We start from the raw sequence: 20282 nt of genomic DNA on the forward strand, positions 1-20282 counted from the left end.
AATGAAAAAACAACTGTTCACAATCATTCTAGCTCTGTGCGTGTGCTCGCTGCCGCTGATGGCTGTGGTGAGCGGAAGGTCGTTGACCAACACGCTGAAAGACCTTTGTACGGAGTTGCAGGCAACCTTTATGCAGCGCTCGGATGCGCAGAAGCGCTTTAACGAGGATTTTGATCGTCAGCATAAGCGGATGATCAACGTGATTACCGAGTCGAACGAGCTCTCGATCCTGCTCTACACCCAGGAACAGGAGATGACGTTCGATCTGGCCTACGCGCTGAAGAAGGTGACAGCCAACTACAAGGACTTCAGTAAAGACCGACGACCGTACGATCGGATTGTGAACGGTTTGAACTACGAGATTGACCGCAATGCCCGACTGATTGAGGCTCTGCGACGACTGCCGCCGATGATGAAGGAGATAGAGATGGAGATACTGCCCGACAGCTTGTTGTACCGTAACGACTCGCTCGATGTGCATCTTTCCGACTCGCTCTCATTGCTGGAAAAAGAGGTTATCAGGATTGCCTTCAAGGATTCGCTATCTGCCCCCTTTGTGCTGGATTCTATAGGCGAGGCATATCGCGACTCGTGTATCTTCTTCGTGTCAGAGATACTGAAGATGAACGCCAGTAACCGTGCTACCATAGTGGCCGACAGTACGCACTATCAGGAGGCATACCTGCGACTGAAGGAGACCTACGACTATGCCGAGCAGCGCTATCAGGCACTGGAACGCTATATCTTTGTGGACGGACAGACGCCGTTTTTGGACATTATGGCCAACCCTGGTTATTATTGGAATAAAACCAAAGTTGACTTGCGGGGACAGTACAGCCTGAAGGAACTGAGCGACGGGATGGATGAAAGCGATTTGGATGACGACGACGAGGATGATATCGCGTTCTTACAACACTTTTCGAGTAAGGCCGAGAATACCATGCTGGTCGTCGTATGTATCGTACAGCTGGTGGGACTGGTATTGTTCTGGGCGTTGGCCCTGCTCGTACTATGGCTGCTCTACCGTTATACAAGGCTGAAGCGCTATGTACCGAAGCGCAAGCTGTCTATCATCTCGATACTGCTAGGCACCTTTATTTACTTCGTGGTGTTCGGATTCTCGCTGTATGGCGACGAATATATCAATCTGGGTGTGGCGCATATCAACACCTTCCTGTGGCTGCTGATTGCCATCACGGGCTCGTTGTTGCTGCGCGTAAGGCCCGAGCAGTTCCGACAGGGCATCATGCTCTATTCGGCCACCTTCCTGGTGGTGCTGATGATTATCTCGTGCCGTATCACCTTTATGCCCGACAAGCTGATGGTGCTGCTGTTTCCACCCATCCTGCTGCTAATTGTTATCTGGCAGTTGTGCTGCTGTATCTGGTTGGGCAGTAAGGCCACATCAATCGACCGCACCTTGGGCTGGTGGGCATTGGCCGTTTATCTGGTGGCCTTTGGGTTCGCGTTTATGGGCTATACCTTTGTGGCATTGCTCATCCTGGTGTGGTGGTATTTCCTGTTGGCAGCCTGGCTCACCGTGGTGTGCATACGCGACCTGATGAGCCGCTACAAGGAACGCTGGATCGACAAGCGGGTTGACAGTCTGCGCAATCGTATCACCTACGTATCGGGCGACGACCGCGAACAGCTGTTGTTTGGTGCTACGTGGTTCTACGACCTGATCCGTCAGGTGGCCATCCCCTGCATTGTGCTGCTCTCGTTGCCGTTGTGTGTGCGCCTGTCGTTGGGCATCTTCGACTTCGACGATCTGTTTGTACGCTTCTACGAACGACCGTTTATCCATCTCACCGACATGAACGATGTGGAGACGTTGAGCATATCGGCCCAGAGTATCATCTATCTGCTGATACTCTTCTACGTCTTGCGTTACATCAGCAGGGCCGTACACGCCATCTGGCAGTATGCCCGTTACGTTACTTTTATGCGTAAGCATAACCGTGATTCCATCCGTCCGAACGAAATCAACCTGTCGTTGGGCAACAGTATCATCAGTGTGTTTATCTGGATGGTGTTTGCTTTGGTGGTTATCACGGAATGGCAGATTCCTACGGGGTCGTTAGGACTGATAGCGGGAGGTCTGTCGGCTGGTGTCGGTCTGGCGCTCAAGGATGTGATCAACAACTTTATTTACGGCATACAGCTGATGGGTGGACGACTGCGTGTAGGCGACTGGATAGAGTGCGATGGTATCCGTGGTAAGGTAACGGCTATCAATTACCAGTGTGTGCAGGCCGAGACTATCGAGGGCACGGAGATGTCGTTCCTCAACTCGTCGCTGTTTGGTAAGAACTTCATCAACCTGACGCGTAACAACTCGTATGAGTTGACGATTATCACCGTGGGTGTGGCTTACGGAACCTCGGTGCAGCATGTGCGTGAGGTGTTGGTTGAGGCGATGCAGAAGATGTGTACCAAGGATAAATACGGACGGGATATTGTGGATCCCAAGTACGGTGTTTATGTGGTTGTGGGAAATATGAGCGACAGTGCTGTTGACATCAATGTGAAGCAGTATGTGTTGGTGGCCGAGCAGATTGGTTATCGTGATCGTGCCAAGGAGGTGATCTACGAGGCCCTCAACGCCGCGGGCATCACCATTGCCTTCCCTCAGTGCGATGTACACTTGATTTCAAACGAAGAAAAATAAGTTTAACTAACCTTTTATGATTATGACTAAAAAGTACCTATTAACCCTTGCAGCCGTTCTTTGCTGCGTAATGACTATGACGGTGATGACCGCTTGTGTAAATGATGATAATTCTGCTGGTTCCGACCGTCCATCAGGGCAAACCGAGTATGCCATCCTGTTATATGGTTATGGAGGTCGCAATCTCGACACTGGTATCTTGGGCAACATGATGGATTTCTACAAAGCCAAGTCCGAAAGCTACGGTAAGGTAAAGATTGCCTGCCAGTACAAGTACTCGTCGGCCGAAGATATGCAGAAGTATTGGTTCGACATGCTTAACGAAAAACTGCCCGACGAGACCATAAAGGCTATTAAGGATATGGAACTGCAGACCGTACGTTTCGTAGTCGACAATACCGTAAAAGCCCCCGATGAAAATGTTCTGTTGAACAAGGAGTATATTTATGGCCCCAAGGACAACTACGTGGCCAATGTCGATTCGCTCACCAACTTCATCAACTGGGCCACCAAAGCCTGTCCTGCCAAGCACTACATCCTGATTGTGAGCGACCATGGTGGCGGCTATCAGCCACACGACGACCTACCATTTAATGCGCCGTCACAAACCAGAGGCGTGCTTTACGACCAAAGCCACACCCCTAACGAACACTTCACCGTGTCGTCATTAAAGTATGCCATCGGTCGTGCTAATGCTCACATGGACGTGATTTATCTCGATGCCTGCCTCATGAATACCATCGAGTATCAGTTCGAACTTAAGGAACTTGCCGACTACTATATCCTGTCATCATTCACAGTGCCTGGAGCAGGTGGCAGCTATTCGGTACTGATCGACGAGCTGGCAAAGAACACTGGCGACATAGAAACAGCCCTGAAGAGCTTCAACAAAGCCAGCGTCGATAAGTGGGACAAGGATGCTGCCAAACAAGCTGCACAGGGAAGTACAGAATCCAAGTGGGACTATCACGACATGACCGTTACCCGCACCAGCGCCCTCGATGCCTTTGGTGAAAAGTTCAAGGAGTTTACCGATAAACTCGTGGCCGCTTACGCCGACGAAAGCCATAAGGCAAAGATTGATACCATCACCAAATACGCCTTCAAGGTTAACAACGAGCGTCCGGGCTACGATCTGGTAGATTACGCCAAGAGCATAGTAGATGCACTGCCCGACGTTTACGATGATCATTTCGCTCTCGAGATAGGAACAGCTTTCAACAACTGTCTGGTAAGTCAGTATTGCAGCGATTTCCTGATGAACAAAGGTCTGTCGGTAGATTGCAGCATCATGTTAGGCGTAGAGGGTAGCTACTATTTTTACGACTATGATAGGGAAAAACCTGAGATTCTGAAAGGATACAAAATTTACCATGCCGACGGCAAATTGGCAAAATACACCACTGGTGTAACAGAGCCAGAGATAAGCACCTGGCCATCCACACTGGCGGATACCTACTGCCAGTTGGCATTCGACAAGGCAACCGGTTGGAGCCGCTGGATCAAGCTCAACAAACAGCTACCATGCAATAACAGTCCCGTAGAGATGCATTTTGCTATCGAATAATGCATTTACCTTATCAGGAATACAAAAACCCTCAGGCTTCGCATAGAAACCTGAGGTTTTTACATTTTTACATTTTTGCATTTTTACATTGTTGCAACGCAGCTCGTGGTGCCCAGCGCTGTCACAATCGCTGTAGCGATCGATGCAATCATCTGCACGATAAACTTTAATGTCTCTTTCTTACTCATAATCTTTTAATTCTTACATTTTTGAATTTATCCATTTTTACATTGGTTGGGTAGGGTGGGGCCTAAGCCCCAAGCCCTTAGTCTCCGTACGACTCATCCTCGTCGCCACCGCCTCCGGTATTGCCACCGCCATTGCTAGGCTGATTGCCGCCGCCGTTCTGTGGGTTGGTGGGCTGGTCGTTGTCCTCAACTGTACCTGGATCGGTACTGGTCACACGCTTAATCTCCTTGCCGTCGCGGTCGTAGCAGGTAATCTGGATAGCGGTGCTGGCCAGCTCATCCTTCAGATCCACCGCTGGGGTGAAGATAATGCGGCGACTGGTTACCAGTCCGGCTTTCACCTCATCTACCTTGGCCACGCTCTTGGCTCGGATGCCGAATCGCATGGTTCCCAGTCCAGGCAGCGCAACGCTGTGACCCTCAGTGGCCCATGCCTTAATCACCTCGCCAGCAGCATCCCAGCAGGCCTGCATAATGCCTTTACTTACTCCGCTGCGAAGGGCAGCCTCCTTAATCACCTTTTCCTGCGAGAGCGAGGTGTACAACTCCGGCATCATGATGTAGCGATAAGTGCCCTCATACTTGCCAATCTTCTGCAACTTTTCCTGTGCTTTAACTTTCAATGCCATAATTCTAATTTTGTTTTTGTGTTGTTGTAAATAAATTTTTAATTGTGTATGTTAAATCTCAAATGTCTCAACTTCGATGTTGATTTTGCGGCCACACGTAGAAAATTTCCTTAGTGCACGTGGGAGATTTTTTTTTCGCGTGAGCGAGCATCATCGCTATCTTTGTTTTGACGATGCAAAGATACGAAATTTTTAAGCGTTTTGCAAATTATTCTTCAAAAAAGACACATAAAAAAGCACGCTCGAAAAAAAAGTGCAATTTGGTACAGATGGCAGATGGCAGTTTTTATTTCGAGCATGCACCTTACTAGCGTTTTTAAATTTTAATAATAATATAATATATATATTATATTATTATTAAAATAATGTATATTATAAATCTTACTATTGCAGGTCTGCTAGCGACAAGGGTGCAAAAATAAAACTGCCATCTGCCATCTGTACCACTTTAACCTTATACTTCGAAGCGGATGTAGGTGCGGTCGTCGAAGGAGTTGTTGCCGGTTACGAAGGCCTTGGTGGCTTTGAACTGGCCAATGTTTAGGGGATCGGTTTCGCGCTGGTGAGCCAGCAGCGATTCTGATTCCTTAAGCGTTGGGGCCAGTTGGGGATAGCCGTCGCTGGCAAACACGATTTCCCATTTCTGGAAGTCGAGCGGTATCACTTTTACCTTTTGCTCGGGGATGGGGAAACCATCGATAACGGCGTAAGTAATGTTCTGATTTTTCATTACTTCGAGCATGGTGGGAATCATCACTTCGCGGGCAGGGTCGTGGGGCTGCAGCAAGTCGGCCTGGGGCACGCCTGCGGCCAACAGCTCCTTGACTTTGGCTACACGCATCTCGGCCAGGGGCTGCTCGTAGGGCTTGGGGTTATCGAAGAAATTACCACCTATCAGACACTGGCAATCGCCCACCATCCATACCTCGCGACGCAGGCGACTGTAGATGATGGCCGAGGCGCAGAGGCGCTCTTCGGGGTGCTGCTGCATACGCTCAACGGGGAAACGCAGCCAGTAATGGCGGCGCAACGCACGGGTGACACCCACGCAGAACTGATGACTGCTGGTGTTGGCGGGCATTTTGCGTATGTAGCGACTGATGAGCTGCATGGCATAGCGGCCATTGCTCATCAGGGGGCAATGGCGACGCTTGGTTTTGGATGTGCTGCCGTCGATAACGGCAATAAAATCAGAAGTTACGATGATTCCGTCCTCGCTTTTCTTGCTGGGGCTTTTCGCTATGATGCTTTGCTCGAGAATTTTCATTTTTAAAGTTTGGATTATAAGATTTTGGTTTGCCACCGCCAGATGGCTTGCTGCCGCCTGCGGGCTTCTGGCCGCCGTAAGCAGGGCGATAACCGCCTTGTGGGGGCATGCCTGAATAGAGCTTGGCTATGAGGTCGGGACGGCCGATGCGGCGCAACGACTGCTCGATGCCACGGCGCTCTTCGGGCTTGTACCAGAAGAAGAACTGGCGCTGGGCCAATTTTTCCTTAGGTGTTTTGGCGCTGAACACGGGCTGCAGGGTATAGGGATCGTAGCCTGTGTACCACGTTTCGGTGGCGTTGGTGAGTGGCGTGGGGGTAAAATCCTGTACCTGCTCGAGATGGAAATCCAGGTTCTTGGTAATCACCGCCAGCTCGGCCATATCTTCTTCCTGACAGCCTGGGTGGCTGGAGATGAAGTAGGGGATGATCTGTTGGCGAAGACCCTCCTCGCGATTAATCCTATCGAAGATGCGCTTGAACTCATAGAACTGCTGGAACGAGGGCTTGCGCATGAGGTAGAGTACACGGTCGCTGGTGTGCTCAGGGGCTACCTTGAGTCGGCCCGAAACGTGGCGGGTAATCAGCTCGCGGGTGTACTCCATAGCGGCCTTGTTGCTGGCCTCGTCCTTGCTGCGATGTAATAATAAATCATAACGAACGCCACTGCCGATATAGCTATGTTTGATGCCTGGAAGGGCATCTACTGAGCGGTAGATATCGAGCAGCTTAGAGTGGTCGGTATTGAGGTTAGGACATATCTGCGGATGGATACATGATGGGCGACGGCACTTTTCGCAGGCGTTCTTGTTGCGTCCGCTCATGCCGTACATGTTGGCCGAAGGGCCACCCAGGTCGCTGAGGTTGCCCTTAAAGTCGGGCATCTCGATCACTTGTTTCACCTCGCGCAGGATACTCTCTTTCGATCGGCAGGTAATGAATTTGCCCTGGTGGGCCGAAATAGTACAGAATGCACAACCGCCAAAACAGCCGCGATGGATGTTTACCGAGAACTTAATCATCTCGTAGGCGGGAATGCGCTTACCCTTGTACTTGGGATGTGGCTGGCGTGTGTAAGGCAAATCGAACGATGCGTCGAGCTCCTCGGTTGTCATGGGTGGATAGGGTGGATTGATAACCACATAACGTCCATCCACACCCTGCAGCAGGCGCTGGGCGTGCATCATGTTCGACTGCTCCTCGACGTTCTTGAAGTTCTCGGCCTGGGCCTTTTTGTTTTTCATGCATTCCTCGTGTGAGTGCAGCACGATGTCGCGATCGGTAATGCCACCGATGATATCCTCCTTTCGTGAGAGATAAACGGTTTGCGGCAGGTCGCGAATATCGCGTATGCTCTCGCCGGCAGCCAGTCGGCGTGCCAGTTCGATGGTTACTTTTTCGCCCATACCGTAGGTAATCATATCGGCAGGCGAGTAGCACAGCAGGCACTTCTTGAGGCTGTCGCTCCAGTAGTCGTAATGACTCACGCGGCGCAGCGAGGCCTCGATACCACCCAGCACTACGGGTACATCGGGATAAAGCTCCTTGAGGATTTTGGCATATACGATGGTGGGGTACTCGGGACGCATGTCGTGGCGGCCATCGGGGCTGTAGGCATCCTCTGAACGCAGGCGGCGAGCGGCGGTGTACTTGTTTACCATCGAGTCCATACAACCTGGGGCTATACCGAAGAACAGGCGTGGGCGACCTAGCTTCTTAAAGTCGCGATAGTCGCCATGCCAGTCGGGCTGTGGCACGATGGCCACACGGAACCCCGCGGCCTCGAGTGTGCGGCCAATCACGGCGGCACCAAACGATGGGTGATCAACATAAGCATCGGCCGAGAACAGGATTACATCAACGTAATCCCATCCCCGGAGTTCGAGCTCTTTTTTTGTTGTGGGTAAAAAATCAGTTAATCTGTACTCTTTCAAATCTTATTTTCCAATTTTTCGGCCATCAATTAAACGGTGTGCCCTGCAAAACGCGTGTGGTCATGCCCAGACCATCGTTGTCTTGATGCTTCCAGTTAATGTATAATAGCACAAGCTGCTGCAGGCCGAATGCCTTCATGTTGGGATGATAGATCACATCGAGACAGAGGTCGAGCAGGGTTTTGTCCTTGCCGGCATCGCCCTCGAGCAGTGCGCGAATGTTCAGTTTTAATTTGTCAAGTACCTGTTCGTCGACGTAGCCATTAGAGTCGATCAGATCGCGGAAGAGCTGATACTTCTCGATGGTCTGCAGGTGTTCGTCACTTACTTCGATACTACGGGTTCCAGATGAATTAGATTGAATTTTCATACTTTTAGATAATTTTTTATGGGTTATTTGATTGTAATAGGAATTGCAAAATGCCCCGCATAATGCTGTTGCGCTTGGGTTCGTCCTTGATGCACTCGAAGGGGAATCCCATGGCGAACGACCTGTAATCGGTGCCGTTATAGGCTACCGAAGCGCTGTAGTCGTCGGCATACTTCATGGCCGAGAATGCGGGATAAACAGGCTCGATGATTTCGGGGTGCTGATCGGCATAGTGCTGCTCGTTCAGCTGGCGATGGAAGGTGAACTGCAGGCCGAGACCGTTGATGGTATCGCGCTGCAGCGAGTCGGCATTCTGGCCCTGATAGGTTAGCTTGAGTATGTCGGCCAGATATGTGCGATCCACGGGGTCCTGCATGTCGCTGCCCAGGTAGGCGCCGCTAACCAGCAGCGAACCGCCGCGCTTGGCAAACAGGCGGATATGCTCGCGCAGCATGGGCGACATGAGCTGGTAAGGAACGAGCGAGTAGCCATCCTTACGTTGCAGACCGAGAATCACGTCCATCATCTCATAATTCTGAGGGTGTACCTCGTTATTGTCGAGTGCAGCCACCGAGCAGCTGGCCACGCGGTATTTGCGGGCGGTGGCGATGGCTGTAGCGTGGGTGCGGATATAATCAAAGTCGTTGCCGGCGATGAACTGGCCCTGCAGCGAGTCGTTGGTGTAGCCCAGACCATCGCGGCGTTCGCTACCCATCTTACTCTTGTCCCAACCGGTCTGGTAGCCCAGCCAACCGGCTGTGCGACCATAGGTGACGCCGGCATCGGTCTCGAGGTCGAAGCCTTGCGAGGCGGTGTTATCTACCACCTGTGGGGCGGCCAAACGGGTGAAGCCGTTGACGATGAGCACCGACTTCTGAGCCTCGGGCACATCGAATACCGAAACCACCTCGCTGGGGAAACTCTCGCCGCCATCGTTAACAGCTGTGACGCGGAACGAGTACAGCTTTTCGGGATCTACGGGGATGGTAACAGATGTTTCGGTGCCACCTTTGATATAGGTACCGTTATCGAATCCGCTGCGACCTGTGGCTGTGTAAACCACAAAGCCGGTGGGTTTGGCGGTGGGCTCATATTCGTCGTAAACGGGGTGCCAGCTGATTTTGGCCTCGCCACGACCGGTAAGTTCGGCCGAGAGGCGGTCGGGTGCCAAGGGCTGTACCACGTATTTCTTATGGTGCATGTCGCTGATGTAGCGCAGCAGGGTTTTATAGATGCTGCGTGCCAGGTCGAAACGGAAGTTTGGATCCTGACCCATGCGCATGTCGGCAAAGTTCTGATGCGACATGGTTTCGAGAATGGCGCTGGGCACCATGGGGCAACGGGTTTCGCTGTAGTTGCGATCGTAGAGTTCGCGTGTGGGCCAGTTACCGTATTTCTTTTTGATATCGGCAGGGATCGAGTAGAGCAGTTCGTCGGCCAAGTCGCGTGATACCAGGCGGGTAAGGCCCGAATTAAGAATGCTGTCGTTAAGATAGGTGGTGCACACGCTCAGGGTGCCTGTGTGACTCTTGCCATCGCGGGTGTAACCTGCATCGCTGTGAATGGCCAGCGAGAGTTCGATGGGCACATTCAAGCCGGTGGTATCGGGTACAAACACAGAGCCGCCAGCCAGGTGGTTGGTCATGTAGCTGCGCACATTGATGTCGTCGCCATAATCGTCCTCGCCATCCTTGGTGCTGTACACCTCGTAAGGCATGCCTGCCCACTGGGCATAGTAGCGTGCGGCTTCGAGGCAGCGGGGCAGTCCGCTCACACCGCGACCACGATCGATGTTTCCCATACCGCCACCAAAACGTACGGCATCGGCTGTTACCACACCATGGTGGTGACGACTCAGGTTGCTGAGCGTTACGCAGTTGCGTGTGCTCTGACCTTGGTCGAAATAGAACGTGCCCAGGTAAACCCACGTTTTCTCGCCCATCGTCTGGTTCACACGGAACTCGGTGGGGATGCCTTGGTGCCACACGGTGTAATGGGCATCGTCGATACTCTTATCGGTGGTGTGATAGCTCACGTAAACGGCGTAATTGCCGCTCTCGGTGATGGCAGGTTTCCAAACGATTTCGCTCTGGCGCTTGGCGTTATCGGTTGTGGCCGTTTGGCGACAGGTGCCTGCGGTGAATGGGTTTTCAAAGTCTTCATAACTACCTGAGTGCCAGGCAAAACCATTAGTATTGCTCTTGCTCCACTGATGGGTGCCGTTGTGTTCGGTGTAGCCTGTTTCGGGGGTGTCGTTGTCCACTATAAACTCGTTGCGCTGCCAGTCGCGTTCGCGTGGTGAGAACACGATGGCGCCTGCATTCTGCAGCATGGGAATGAGGTAGGGGACGACGATGGTTTGTGTAAAAAGGTCCTCGCGCGTGCCAAACAATGCAGGGCGCTGCCACTTCCACGTACTGTCCTTGACGTTGAAGTAGCGACCATGACTGGCCCAGAGCGAGATATGTCGGTTCTGCAAACCTTCGGTGATGGTGTAGGGGAGAGAGGCGTTCCGAACCCATGGACGACCGTGATAGTCGATGTCGCCCCAGGTACGGTTACGGTCTTTATGCTGGCGCAAGCGGTTGGGCACCAGCTGGCGCAGATCCCAGCCACCAGTGGTGATGGTGAGATTGTAATCCTGAACCGAATCGGGCAGCAACTGCTGCACATCCTGATAGATGGTTTCGGCCAGATCGTCGGTAAACAGCTGTTCGCCAAGATTATTGTTGGCGCTGATATCGACAGTGCGCAACGAGTCGTTAACCACCAGAGTCTTCAGATGGAAAGTAGAGCGGATGCGTTGCTCATCGCTCTTAAAGTTTACGAAGTATCGGTCTATCTTATCCTTTAGCGATTTATAGGGGTCGGGCGGTGTTTTAACCTTTGCTTTCCGAGCCGCATCGGCGGGCATGGCAGTAAGCAAGGCAAACACAGCCGCGAGTATGATACTTGTACGTTTCATTGTTTGGTAATATCTCCTATCTCTCCTATCGAGAAGTTCTCGGGCTTCTTGCCCTTGAAATCCTTAAAATATAATTTTATTTCCCGCATGTCGGCCTCGAGGTCGCCTGTGGGGATGATGGTTTTTGTACATTGAATCAGTTTGTGTTCATAATCCACCCCATATAATAAAATAGGTATGCCGGCCTTGAGTGCGATGAAGTAGAAGCCTTTCTTCCACTCTACCACGCGGCTGCGGGTGCCCTCGGGGGTGATACAAAGTTTGAACTGAGAAACTGACTTGGCTGTTTCGGCCATCGCGTCGGTCATGCTCATCTTTTTCTGTCGGAATACGGGGATGCCGCCCATACTACGGAAGATAGGGCCAAGCGGCCAGAAGAACCATTCCTTCTTCATCAGGAAGTTAATCTTCATACCCTCGGCTCTACTGTAAAGCTGCCCAAGCAAAAAGTCCCAGTTACTGGTGTGGGGCGCTAAACAGATAATGAACTTTTCGGGGTGGTTTTCGGAAATCTCCTTCTGCCACCCCATGCGTTTGTACAGAATCCATCTGCAAAGTGATTTTAGCATTGCAGTAAGGGATTACGCGTTAAGCTGATCAACAATTTCTTGTGCTTCGGCGGTAAACTTATCGCGCAGGTCCTTATAATATGCCTGTACATCCATTCCTGGCTCTGGGTGTGAAATACGACTGATGTAGTTAGCACGGAGCATGATTACAGAACGAATCAGGGCATCGTCGTTTTCCATGTTTCTATCGTTATCATACAATGAGAGCGCTACAGCCTCAGCAAAAATCTCATCACAGATTGCATTGATGCTTTTCTTAAGTGTTCTTTTATTCATCATAATCATTCTTTTATCCCCTCCTTTTGGGGTGTTTTGTTATATTCAGTAAGCAAAGTTAGAAAAAAAATCCGAGATAACAAGTGTTTCATCCCAAAAAAATATTAAAATGCCAAAAATACATCGATTTCTTTCGTATTTCTTACAAAAATTCACTAATTTTGCGGCTCAGAAAACAATTACTCATTAATTTATAAGGAATAATAATATGGAAAAAAGTGCATTGCAGATGGCGAGAGCCGCTTATCAGCCTAAGTTGCCTAAGGCGCTTCAGGGTGCAGTAAAAGTTAAGGAGGGTGCCGCTACACAGAGTGTAGGCGACCAGGAGGAGATCAAGAAGCTCTTCCCTAACACTTACGGTATGCCTATCGTAGAGTTTGAGCCCGCTACCGAGGCTAACAACACTAAGATGAACGTAGGTATCATCCTCTCAGGCGGTCAGGCTCCTGGCGGTCACAATGTGATTACTGGTCTCTTCGATCAGATTAAGAAGCTGAACCCTGAGAACCGTCTGTTCGGTTTCATCCTGGGTCCTGGCGGTCTTGTAGATCACAACTACATGGAGCTCACAGCTGATATCATCGACGAGTATCGTAACACTGGTGGTTTCGATATGATCGGTTCGGGTCGTACAAAGCTTGAGAAGGTTGACCAGTTCGAGAAGGGTCTCGAGATTATCCGCGAGCTGAACATCAAGGCTATCGTTATCATCGGTGGTGACGACTCTAACACCAACGCTTGTGTACTGGCTGAGTACTATGCTGCCAAGAACTACGGCGTACAGGTAATCGGTTGTCCTAAGACTATCGACGGTGACCTGAAGAATGATCAGATTGAGACCAGCTTCGGTTTCGATACTGCTTGTAAGACATACTCTGAGCTGATTGGTAACATTGAGCGCGACTGTAACTCAGCACGTAAGTACTGGCACTTCATTAAGGTAATGGGTCGCTCAGCATCTCACATCGCTCTGGAGTGTGCTCTGCAGACTCAGCCAAACATCTGCCTCGTATCTGAGGAGATCGAGCAGAAGGGTATGAGCCTCGACGATATCGTTACATACATCGCTAACGCTGTTTGCCAGCGTGCTGCTGATGGTAACAACTTCGGTACAGTTATCATCCCTGAGGGTGTTATCGAGTTCATTCCTGCTATCAAGAAGCTGATTGCTCAGCTGAACGACGTTCTGGCTATGCCGGAGGCTAAGGAGCTGGATCGTCACGAGTCGATCGACTTCGTTAAGGCTCACCTGACCGACGAGAACCTCGCTGTATTCAACAGCCTGCCTACAGGTGTTGCTCGTCAGCTGGCTCTCGACCGCGACCCACACGGAAACGTACAGGTATCACTGATCGAGACCGAGAAGCTGCTCTCTACTATGGTAGCTCAGAAGCTCGAGAAGATGAAGAAGGAAGGCAAGTACGCTGGTAAGTTCTCAGCTCAGCACCACTTCTTCGGTTACGAGGGACGTTGCGCTGCTCCTTCTAACTTCGATGCTGACTACTGCTACGCTCTTGGTACATCAGCTGCCCAGCTGATTGCTAACGGCAAGACCGGTTACATGGCTATCGTTAAGAACACAACAGCTCCTGCTGAGCAGTGGATTGCTGGTGGTGTGCCCATCACAATGATGATGAACATGGAGAAGCGTGCTGGTGAGATGAAACCAGTTATCCGTAAGGCTCTCGTTGAGCTCGACGGTGCTCCTTTCAAGACCTTCGCTGCACAGCGTGATCGTTGGGCTCGCGAAACCGCTTATGTATATCCTGGTCCAATCCAGTACTGGGGTCCAACAGAGGTTTGCGATCAGCCAACCCGTACACTTGCTCTTGAGCAGGGTAAATAATTAATTTATTAGGCGCGAATTACGCGAATTATCACGAATTATATTATTTATTCGCGTAAATTCGTGTAATTCGTGCCTTTTCTTTTTCGTTGATGCCAAAGCGCCGAGTTGTTCGTAGAAAAGGGGTAGGTACTACCCGCACTTACCATGGTCCACGTGGCCATCGTAAGCCCGGATTCTTTGTCCGTATTCTACAACATATGCCTGGGTGGGCGTATTGGGTAGGCGGTGGTGCAGTTGTGGCGGTATACGTTTACTTTTTCTATTATTTCTTTGTAGGTCCGTTCGGATTCCGCTGGCGTGCCCTTTATGGCGACGTGAGCTATCCCGAGGGCTACGAGATTCATGGTATCGATATCAGTCATCATCAGGGACGCATCAACTGGGATGAGCTGAAGGATAACGGCACTATTAATCATTGTCCTATCCGCTTTGTGATGATCAAGGCTACCGAAGGTGCGACACGTACTGACGAGAATTTCCGCGATAACTTTTATCAGGCTCGCGAAAATGGTTTTACGCGTGGCGCTTACCATTTCTACAGCGTTCACACACCTGCCGAACAGCAGGCTTACCATTTTATCAGCACGGTAAAACTGGAGAACGGCGATCTGCCACCAGTGCTGGACGTGGAGCATAAACCTAAGAATCAGACTGACGAACAGTTTAAAAACTCGGTGTTACAATGGCTTGATATTGTAGAGAAACACTATCAGGTGAAACCGATTATCTATACCTATTTTAAATTCAAGACGCGCTATCTTAACGATCCCGTGTTTGATGAGTATCCTTACTGGATAGCGCATTACTATGTGGATTCGCTGGAATACCAGGGACCTTGGAAATTCTGGCAGCATACAGATGTGGGCCGATTGCCTGGTATTAAGGGCACGGTTGACTTTAATATCTACAACGGCTCGTATTACGATCTGCGTCAAATGACTCTTGGTTCGCAAGAGACGATTGGCGAAAAAGCTTACCGGGAATAAGTTTTTGTATGTTATCCCCTGCGGCGGAATTCGGAGCAGGTGATAGCGGTGGCGATGGCTACATTCAGGCTATCGGCAGTTGGACCCTTGTGGAAATCAGGAATCAGCAACTTGTGGGTAACACGTTCGCGTATGGCATCGCTGATGCCATTACCCTCGTTGCCCATTACAATCAGTCCTTGTTGCGACAACTCTTGTGTGTAGATGTTCTCGCCGTCCAGGAAGGTGCCGTAAACGGGGAAATCCTTAGGTAGCGAATCAAGCAGTTGCATGGTGTCTATATATATAAGGTGTACGCGGGCAATAGAGCCCATGGTGGCCTGAACCACTTTGGGGTTCCAGGCGTCTACCGTCCCCTCGCTACAGAAAATAGTGTCGATACCAAACCAGTCGGCAATACGGATGATGGTGCCCAGGTTGCCGGGATCCTGGATGTTGTCGAGCAGGATAGAGAGTTGTTGGGTGCTTTGTGTTTGGTGTTGGGGGGTAGGTATGGGGAAGAGGGCGAGCACCTGTTGGGGGTGCTGCTGTAGAGAGAGTTTGGTAAGCTCGTCGTTGGTGACCTCGATGGCACCGGCAACAGGGTTGGCAGCTATCCATTCGGCTGTAGCAAACAGCTGCTTGGGGGGATAGCCGGCTTTCAGTAAATCGCCCACAACCTTATGACCTTCGGCAATAAAAAGGCCCTCTTGTTTGCGAAACTTCTTCAACTCAAGTTGGTGTACGTATTTAATCTGATTTTTGCTTATCATACTCTGTTCATCTGATTTTTGTGCAAAGTTACAGGTTTTTAGGCATGAATTACGCGAATTAGCCGAATTTTTTTAATATTTCGTGTTAATTCGTGCCATTCGTGCCGTTTTTTTTATTAATTTTGCGCCAAAATGGATCTGAAGGCAACTCATAATAGGTTTTTACCCCCCATATGTCTGGCTGCAGCACTCGTTCTGAGTAGCTGTTCGGTGAGTCGTGATATTCCGGAAGACAGCTATCTGCTGAACAAAGTTAAGGTGGTTACCGATGGTAAGTATCACGATATTAATCCGGGTAGTTTGAAGGGCTATGTGCGACAGAAACCTAACTCGCGCTGGTTCTCGGCCGTAAAGTTGCCTTTGGGTGTTTATGCGATGGCGGGTAAGGATAGCTCGTGGGTGAACCGTATGCTGCGACAGATGGGCGAGGCGCCTGTTATCTACGATACGCTTCAGGCACAGATGACTTGCAAGGATCTGCAGCAAGCCCTGCAGAACAAAGGCTATCTGGATGCTCAGGTTGAACTGTTTATCGATAAGAACAAGCATAAGCTGGATGCCGTGTATGTGCTACATCCAGGCAAGCCCTACTTTATACGCGAACTGGATTTTGTGATCGAAGATACCACGGTGACGCGTTTGCTGCGTGGTCGTTCGTCGTTGTTGCATCAGGGTATGCAGTTCAGCGTTGAGACGCTGTCGGCTGAGCGTAATGCCATCACCCAGTTTCTGCAGAATCGTGGTTACTTCCGTTTTCACAAGGAGTATATCACCTATGGTGCTCGTAAGGATGAGGTGCAGCAGGGGGTTAACCTGAAGCTGTTGTTGCAACAGCAGCACAAGGCCTATACCATCGATAGTATCAAGTACGAGAGTGGTGCCGACGACCATATGCATTTGCGTCCCAAAGTGCTGAGCGAGAATACGTTTCTGGAATCAGGAAAGCCTTATTCGGCTGAAAAGCTGCAGAATACCTATAATCACTTCGGACGATTGGGGGCTGTAAAATATACCAATATCGCTTTTGAGCAGCAGCCCGATACCACCTTGCTGGATGCTACGATTCAGGTGCAGACCAACAAGCCATCTACCATCAGTTTCCAGCCCGAGGGCACCAATACCGCAGGTGACTTTGGTGCTGCGGCCTCGCTCACTTATCAGAACCGCAACCTGTTCCGTGGGTCGGAAACATTCAGTTTGCAGTTGCGTGGTGCCTACGAGGCTATAAAGGGTTTGGAGGGTTACAGCAATCAGGACTTTACCGAGTATAGCGCCGAAACCAAGCTCTCGTTCCCAAGATTCATCATGCCGTTCCTGAGTCGTGGTTTCCGTCGTCGCACGATTGCTACCAGCGAGTTGTCGCTGCTTTACGATGTGCAGGACCGTCCTGAGTTTCATCGTCGAGTCTTGTCAGCTGGTTGGTCGTATCTTTGGAAACCCCAGAATCATCATGATAGCTATCGTTTCGATCTGGTGAATCTGAACTATGTGTTCATGCCTTGGATTAGTGAAACTTTTAAGACAGAATATCTTGATAATACCTCGAATCAGAACGTGATTCTGCGCTACAATTACGAAGACCTGTTTATTATGAAAATGGGTTTTGGCTACGTGTATAACAACGGTGTGGTAGCGCTGAAAACCAATGTTGAAACAGCTGGAAATCTGTTGGGAGCCTGCTCAAAGATTTTTGGTGGTGATAGGGATGATTTGGGACAATACAAACTTTTTAATATCGCCTATGCACAGTATGTAAAAGGCGATTTTGACTATACCCAGCAAATCTTCAAGGGTACTAACGATCAGTTGGTGTTCCACATCGGTCTGGGAGTAGCTTATCCGTATGGCAACTCTAAGGTGTTGCCATTCGAGAAACGTTACTTCTCGGGTGGTGCCAACAGCGTTCGTGGATGGTCGGTTCGTAGTCTCGGTCCCGGTCGATATAAGGACAAGGATGGACGTATAAACTTTATTACAATGACGGGTGACCTGAAGCTGGATTTGAACGTGGAATATCGCATGAAGTTGTTCTGGAAATTCAACGGCGCTATTTTTGCCGATGCCGGTAACATCTGGACGCTGCGCGATTATCCCGATCAGCCTGGCGGACAGTTTAAGTTTAATACCTTCCTGAGCGACTTGGCTGTGAGCTATGGTGCTGGTTTGCGACTGAACTTCGACTATTTTATTCTGCGCTTTGATTTGGGTATGAAAGCCATCAATCCTGCTTTCGAGATTGAGTCGGAAGCTCACTACCCACTTCTTCATCCAAAGTTGAGTCGCGACCTTGCCTTCCACTTTGCAGTAGGTATGCCATTCTAATTACTGTTAAAAAAGTAAAATAGTACGGCATCTCTAAATTTTAAATTCTCATTTCTCGATTATTTGTGCTACCTTTGCACGAAAATTATATTTGAGATGTTGAAGTTTATATCCTTTGGAAGCGGTAGCAGCGGTAATTGCTATTATCTGGGCACAGCGACCGACGGGCTGATTATAGATATTGGTATAGGAATACGCACACTGAAGAAGTATTGTAGAGAGTATGGTATTCAGCTTAATTCCGTGAAGCGTATCTTGATAACGCACGATCATGCCGACCACATTAAAAGTGTGGGTGCCCTGAGTCACGACTGCAACCTGCCTGTTTATGCCACGCATAAAGTGCATGAGGGCATAGACCAGAATTATTGTGTAACGAAGAAAGTATCGCAAGATCATAAACACGAGTTGGTAATTGGCGAGCAAGTGCAGCTTGGCGACTTTAAGGTGCGCCCTTTTGCTGTGCCTCACGATGCCAGCGAGAATGTGGGCTACGAGCTGGAGGTTGAAGGTATTGTGTTTGTGGTGCTTACCGATGTGGGTAGCATTACCGACGATATCAAGCAGGCCATTAATCGTGCCAACTACCTGGTGATCGAGGCCAACCACGATGTGGAGATGCTGAAGAACGGTCCTTATCCCGCTTATCTGCAGCAGCGCATTCTGAGTGGTAGCGGACACCTGTCGAACGTATCGTGTGGTGAGGCGCTGGTTGAGAATATGAGCGAGGGTCTGAAGCACGTTTGGCTGTGCCACCTGAGCGAGGAGAACAATCATCCTGAGTTGGCACGTAAGACGGTAGAAACCATCCTGCGCAGTCATGGTGTGATTCCTGGCAAGGATGTGGAGCTGGAAGTGCTGAAGCGCAAGACACCAACAGGAGTCTACGAGATTGAGAAGTGAGAATTTAGAATTGAGAGATATGGTGGAGGTAATTGTAAAAGACGAGGATTTGCAGCAGGCTGCACTCGAGGGAATGGATGAGTTCCTGGATGTGTTTGTAAAGGCTATCTACGATGCTATCGGTGGCGAACTGACTGCCGAGAGCATGGCCAAGTTGAATGCCGACCAGCTGACATTGCTGGCCTGGAACATTCTGCACGAAGAGGTGATGGATGGCGGATTTGTACAGCTGATTTACAACGGCTACGGTCCCTTCATCTTTAAGAACCCCTTGGCCAAAGCACTGCGCCAGTGGGATATGCGTGCCCCCTCAAAGTTGATTTACGATGCCCACACCCTGTGGCTGAAATATCGCGAAGAGATTGAAACCGAGAAGAGCGACGAGGATTTCATGGCTATGTTCGAGCAGTATCCTGAGTTCGAGAATCTGGATGATATCTTTATCGAGAACGAGGAAGAGTGGACCGAGGATATCGCCCATTATGTGGACGATCACCTGGACAACTTCGCCAAGATCATTTAATAGTAAGAGATGAACAAGACAGAAGAACAGTTACGCAAAAAGAGTCCTGTACAGATTCGCAACAAGAAGGCCTCGTTCGAGTACTTCTTTGTTGAAACCTATACTGCAGGCATCGTGCTTACCGGTACGGAGATTAAGAGCATCCGACTGGGTAAGGCGAGCTTGGTGGATACCTATTGCGTGGTGCTTAACGGCGAACTGTGGGTGAAGGGCATGAACGTAAGTCCTTACTTCTACGGTTCGTACAACAACCACGAAGCCAAACGCGACAGAAAGCTGTTGCTAACCAAGAAAGAAATACGCGCCCTTGAGAGTGCCACCAAACAAACGGGTTTTACCATCGTGCCCACCTTGGTGTTTATCGATGACAAAGGCCGGGCCAAGGTAGATGTGGCGCTGTGTAAGGGTAAGAAGGAATTCGACAAGCGCCAGACGCTGAAGGAAAAGGAGGATCGCCGTGAAATGGACCGTGCGATGAAAGTCTGGAAATGATTGAACATTAAAGATTAAAC

Annotated in this window: 17 protein-coding genes; 8 read left to right on the forward strand and 9 right to left on the reverse strand. The window is 50.0% G+C overall.

The window, feature by feature from the left end; genetic code table 11:
* Nucleotide 1 precedes the first annotated feature (1 nt).
* The gene (locus tag BLU97_RS05430) at nucleotides 2-2671 is read left to right on the forward strand and encodes a mechanosensitive ion channel family protein (RefSeq protein WP_074760602.1); all 2670 of its coding nucleotides are present in this window, start codon (nucleotides 2-4) and stop codon (nucleotides 2669-2671) included.
* A gap of 22 nt (nucleotides 2672-2693) precedes the next feature.
* Entirely contained in the window at nucleotides 2694-4238 is a 1545-nt protein-coding gene (locus BLU97_RS05435; RefSeq protein WP_175456309.1) for a clostripain-related cysteine peptidase, read from the forward strand.
* Between the two features lie 83 nt (nucleotides 4239-4321).
* Here BLU97_RS05435 and BLU97_RS15955 read toward each other — a convergent pair whose 3' ends face one another.
* From BLU97_RS15955 to BLU97_RS05470, 8 genes are all read right to left on the reverse strand, one after another.
* Nucleotides 4322-4426, reverse strand: a complete 105-nt coding sequence (locus BLU97_RS15955) for a smalltalk protein (RefSeq protein ID WP_157054591.1) — start codon at nucleotides 4424-4426, stop codon at nucleotides 4322-4324.
* A gap of 77 nt (nucleotides 4427-4503) precedes the next feature.
* Nucleotides 4504-5055: a DNA-binding protein gene (locus BLU97_RS05440; protein ID WP_074760604.1), complete on the reverse strand. Its 552-nt coding sequence runs from the start codon at nucleotides 5053-5055 to the stop codon at nucleotides 4504-4506.
* Nucleotides 5056-5509: 454 nt separating this feature from the next.
* Nucleotides 5510-6322, reverse strand: coding sequence for a hypothetical protein (locus BLU97_RS05445; protein WP_074760605.1), 813 nt, complete (start codon nucleotides 6320-6322; stop codon nucleotides 5510-5512).
* On the reverse strand, nucleotides 6246-8255 hold the full coding sequence (locus BLU97_RS05450) for a YgiQ family radical SAM protein (protein ID WP_074760606.1): 2010 nt from the start codon (nucleotides 8253-8255) through the stop codon (nucleotides 6246-6248). Before BLU97_RS05450 ends, BLU97_RS05445 begins: the two co-directional genes overlap by 77 nt.
* Nucleotides 8256-8280: 25 nt before the next feature.
* Nucleotides 8281-8625 (reverse strand): hypothetical protein, encoded by a 345-nt coding sequence (locus BLU97_RS05455; RefSeq protein WP_013064219.1) that lies wholly within the window; start codon nucleotides 8623-8625, stop codon nucleotides 8281-8283.
* A 16-nt stretch (nucleotides 8626-8641) separates the two neighbouring features.
* On the reverse strand, nucleotides 8642-11590 hold the full coding sequence (locus tag BLU97_RS05460; protein WP_074760607.1) for a xanthan lyase: 2949 nt from the start codon (nucleotides 11588-11590) through the stop codon (nucleotides 8642-8644).
* Complete coding sequence (locus BLU97_RS05465) at nucleotides 11587-12159, reverse strand: 1-acyl-sn-glycerol-3-phosphate acyltransferase (RefSeq protein WP_074760608.1); 573 nt, start codon at nucleotides 12157-12159, stop codon at nucleotides 11587-11589. Before BLU97_RS05465 ends, BLU97_RS05460 begins: the two co-directional genes overlap by 4 nt.
* Before the next feature lie 12 nt (nucleotides 12160-12171).
* The gene (locus tag BLU97_RS05470; RefSeq protein ID WP_074760942.1) at nucleotides 12172-12438 is read right to left on the reverse strand and encodes a hypothetical protein; all 267 of its coding nucleotides are present in this window, start codon (nucleotides 12436-12438) and stop codon (nucleotides 12172-12174) included.
* A gap of 205 nt (nucleotides 12439-12643) precedes the next feature.
* Between BLU97_RS05470 and BLU97_RS05475 the strand changes: the two genes are divergently transcribed.
* The gene (locus BLU97_RS05475) at nucleotides 12644-14281 is read left to right on the forward strand and encodes a diphosphate--fructose-6-phosphate 1-phosphotransferase (protein ID WP_033149315.1); all 1638 of its coding nucleotides are present in this window, start codon (nucleotides 12644-12646) and stop codon (nucleotides 14279-14281) included.
* A gap of 92 nt (nucleotides 14282-14373) precedes the next feature.
* Nucleotides 14374-15270 (forward strand): glycoside hydrolase family 25 protein, encoded by an 897-nt coding sequence (locus BLU97_RS05480; protein WP_139208844.1) that lies wholly within the window; start codon nucleotides 14374-14376, stop codon nucleotides 15268-15270.
* Nucleotides 15271-15281: 11 nt separating this feature from the next.
* Here BLU97_RS05480 and BLU97_RS05485 read toward each other — a convergent pair whose 3' ends face one another.
* Entirely contained in the window at nucleotides 15282-16022 is a 741-nt protein-coding gene (locus BLU97_RS05485) for a TrmH family RNA methyltransferase (RefSeq protein ID WP_074760609.1), read from the reverse strand.
* Nucleotides 16023-16154: 132 nt separating this feature from the next.
* Between BLU97_RS05485 and BLU97_RS05490 the strand changes: the two genes are divergently transcribed.
* From BLU97_RS05490 to smpB, 4 genes are all read left to right on the forward strand, one after another.
* A complete protein-coding gene (locus tag BLU97_RS05490; protein WP_074760610.1) occupies nucleotides 16155-18344 on the forward strand; it encodes a BamA/TamA family outer membrane protein in 2190 nt (729 codons plus the stop codon).
* Between the two features lie 96 nt (nucleotides 18345-18440).
* Entirely contained in the window at nucleotides 18441-19247 is an 807-nt protein-coding gene (locus tag BLU97_RS05495; RefSeq protein WP_074760611.1) for an MBL fold metallo-hydrolase, read from the forward strand.
* Nucleotides 19248-19266: 19 nt separating this feature from the next.
* Entirely contained in the window at nucleotides 19267-19770 is a 504-nt protein-coding gene (locus BLU97_RS05500; RefSeq protein WP_013065468.1) for a DMP19 family protein, read from the forward strand.
* Between the two features lie 9 nt (nucleotides 19771-19779).
* Nucleotides 19780-20262 (forward strand): SsrA-binding protein SmpB, encoded by a 483-nt coding sequence (gene smpB, locus BLU97_RS05505; protein ID WP_013063647.1) that lies wholly within the window; start codon nucleotides 19780-19782, stop codon nucleotides 20260-20262.
* Nucleotides 20263-20282 lie beyond the last annotated feature (20 nt).

It is taken from the genome of Xylanibacter ruminicola, assembly GCF_900107775.1.
In the GTDB taxonomy this organism is placed as follows: domain Bacteria; phylum Bacteroidota; class Bacteroidia; order Bacteroidales; family Bacteroidaceae; genus Prevotella; species Prevotella ruminicola_C.

What these genes read in the sequence shown, in the direction of transcription:
- BLU97_RS05430 (WP_074760602.1), top strand. Translation starts at nt 2, where the DNA reads ATGAAAAAACAACTGTTCACAATCATTCTAGCTCTGTGCGTGTGCTCG.
- BLU97_RS05435 (WP_175456309.1), top strand. Translation starts at nt 2,694, where the DNA reads ATGACTAAAAAGTACCTATTAACCCTTGCAGCCGTTCTTTGCTGCGTA.
- BLU97_RS15955 (WP_157054591.1), bottom strand. Translation starts at nt 4,426, where the DNA reads ATGAGTAAGAAAGAGACATTAAAGTTTATCGTGCAGATGATTGCATCG.
- BLU97_RS05440 (WP_074760604.1), bottom strand. Translation starts at nt 5,055, where the DNA reads ATGGCATTGAAAGTTAAAGCACAGGAAAAGTTGCAGAAGATTGGCAAG.
- BLU97_RS05445 (WP_074760605.1), bottom strand. Translation starts at nt 6,322, where the DNA reads ATGAAAATTCTCGAGCAAAGCATCATAGCGAAAAGCCCCAGCAAGAAA.
- BLU97_RS05455 (WP_013064219.1), bottom strand. Translation starts at nt 8,625, where the DNA reads ATGAAAATTCAATCTAATTCATCTGGAACCCGTAGTATCGAAGTAAGT.
- BLU97_RS05460 (WP_074760607.1), bottom strand. Translation starts at nt 11,590, where the DNA reads ATGAAACGTACAAGTATCATACTCGCGGCTGTGTTTGCCTTGCTTACT.
- BLU97_RS05465 (WP_074760608.1), bottom strand. Translation starts at nt 12,159, where the DNA reads ATGCTAAAATCACTTTGCAGATGGATTCTGTACAAACGCATGGGGTGG.
- BLU97_RS05470 (WP_074760942.1), bottom strand. Translation starts at nt 12,438, where the DNA reads ATGATGAATAAAAGAACACTTAAGAAAAGCATCAATGCAATCTGTGAT.
- BLU97_RS05475 (WP_033149315.1), top strand. Translation starts at nt 12,644, where the DNA reads ATGGAAAAAAGTGCATTGCAGATGGCGAGAGCCGCTTATCAGCCTAAG.
- BLU97_RS05480 (WP_139208844.1), top strand. Translation starts at nt 14,374, where the DNA reads ATGCCAAAGCGCCGAGTTGTTCGTAGAAAAGGGGTAGGTACTACCCGC.
- BLU97_RS05485 (WP_074760609.1), bottom strand. Translation starts at nt 16,022, where the DNA reads ATGATAAGCAAAAATCAGATTAAATACGTACACCAACTTGAGTTGAAG.
- BLU97_RS05490 (WP_074760610.1), top strand. Translation starts at nt 16,155, where the DNA reads ATGGATCTGAAGGCAACTCATAATAGGTTTTTACCCCCCATATGTCTG.
- BLU97_RS05495 (WP_074760611.1), top strand. Translation starts at nt 18,441, where the DNA reads ATGTTGAAGTTTATATCCTTTGGAAGCGGTAGCAGCGGTAATTGCTAT.
- BLU97_RS05500 (WP_013065468.1), top strand. Translation starts at nt 19,267, where the DNA reads ATGGTGGAGGTAATTGTAAAAGACGAGGATTTGCAGCAGGCTGCACTC.
- smpB (WP_013063647.1), top strand. Translation starts at nt 19,780, where the DNA reads ATGAACAAGACAGAAGAACAGTTACGCAAAAAGAGTCCTGTACAGATT.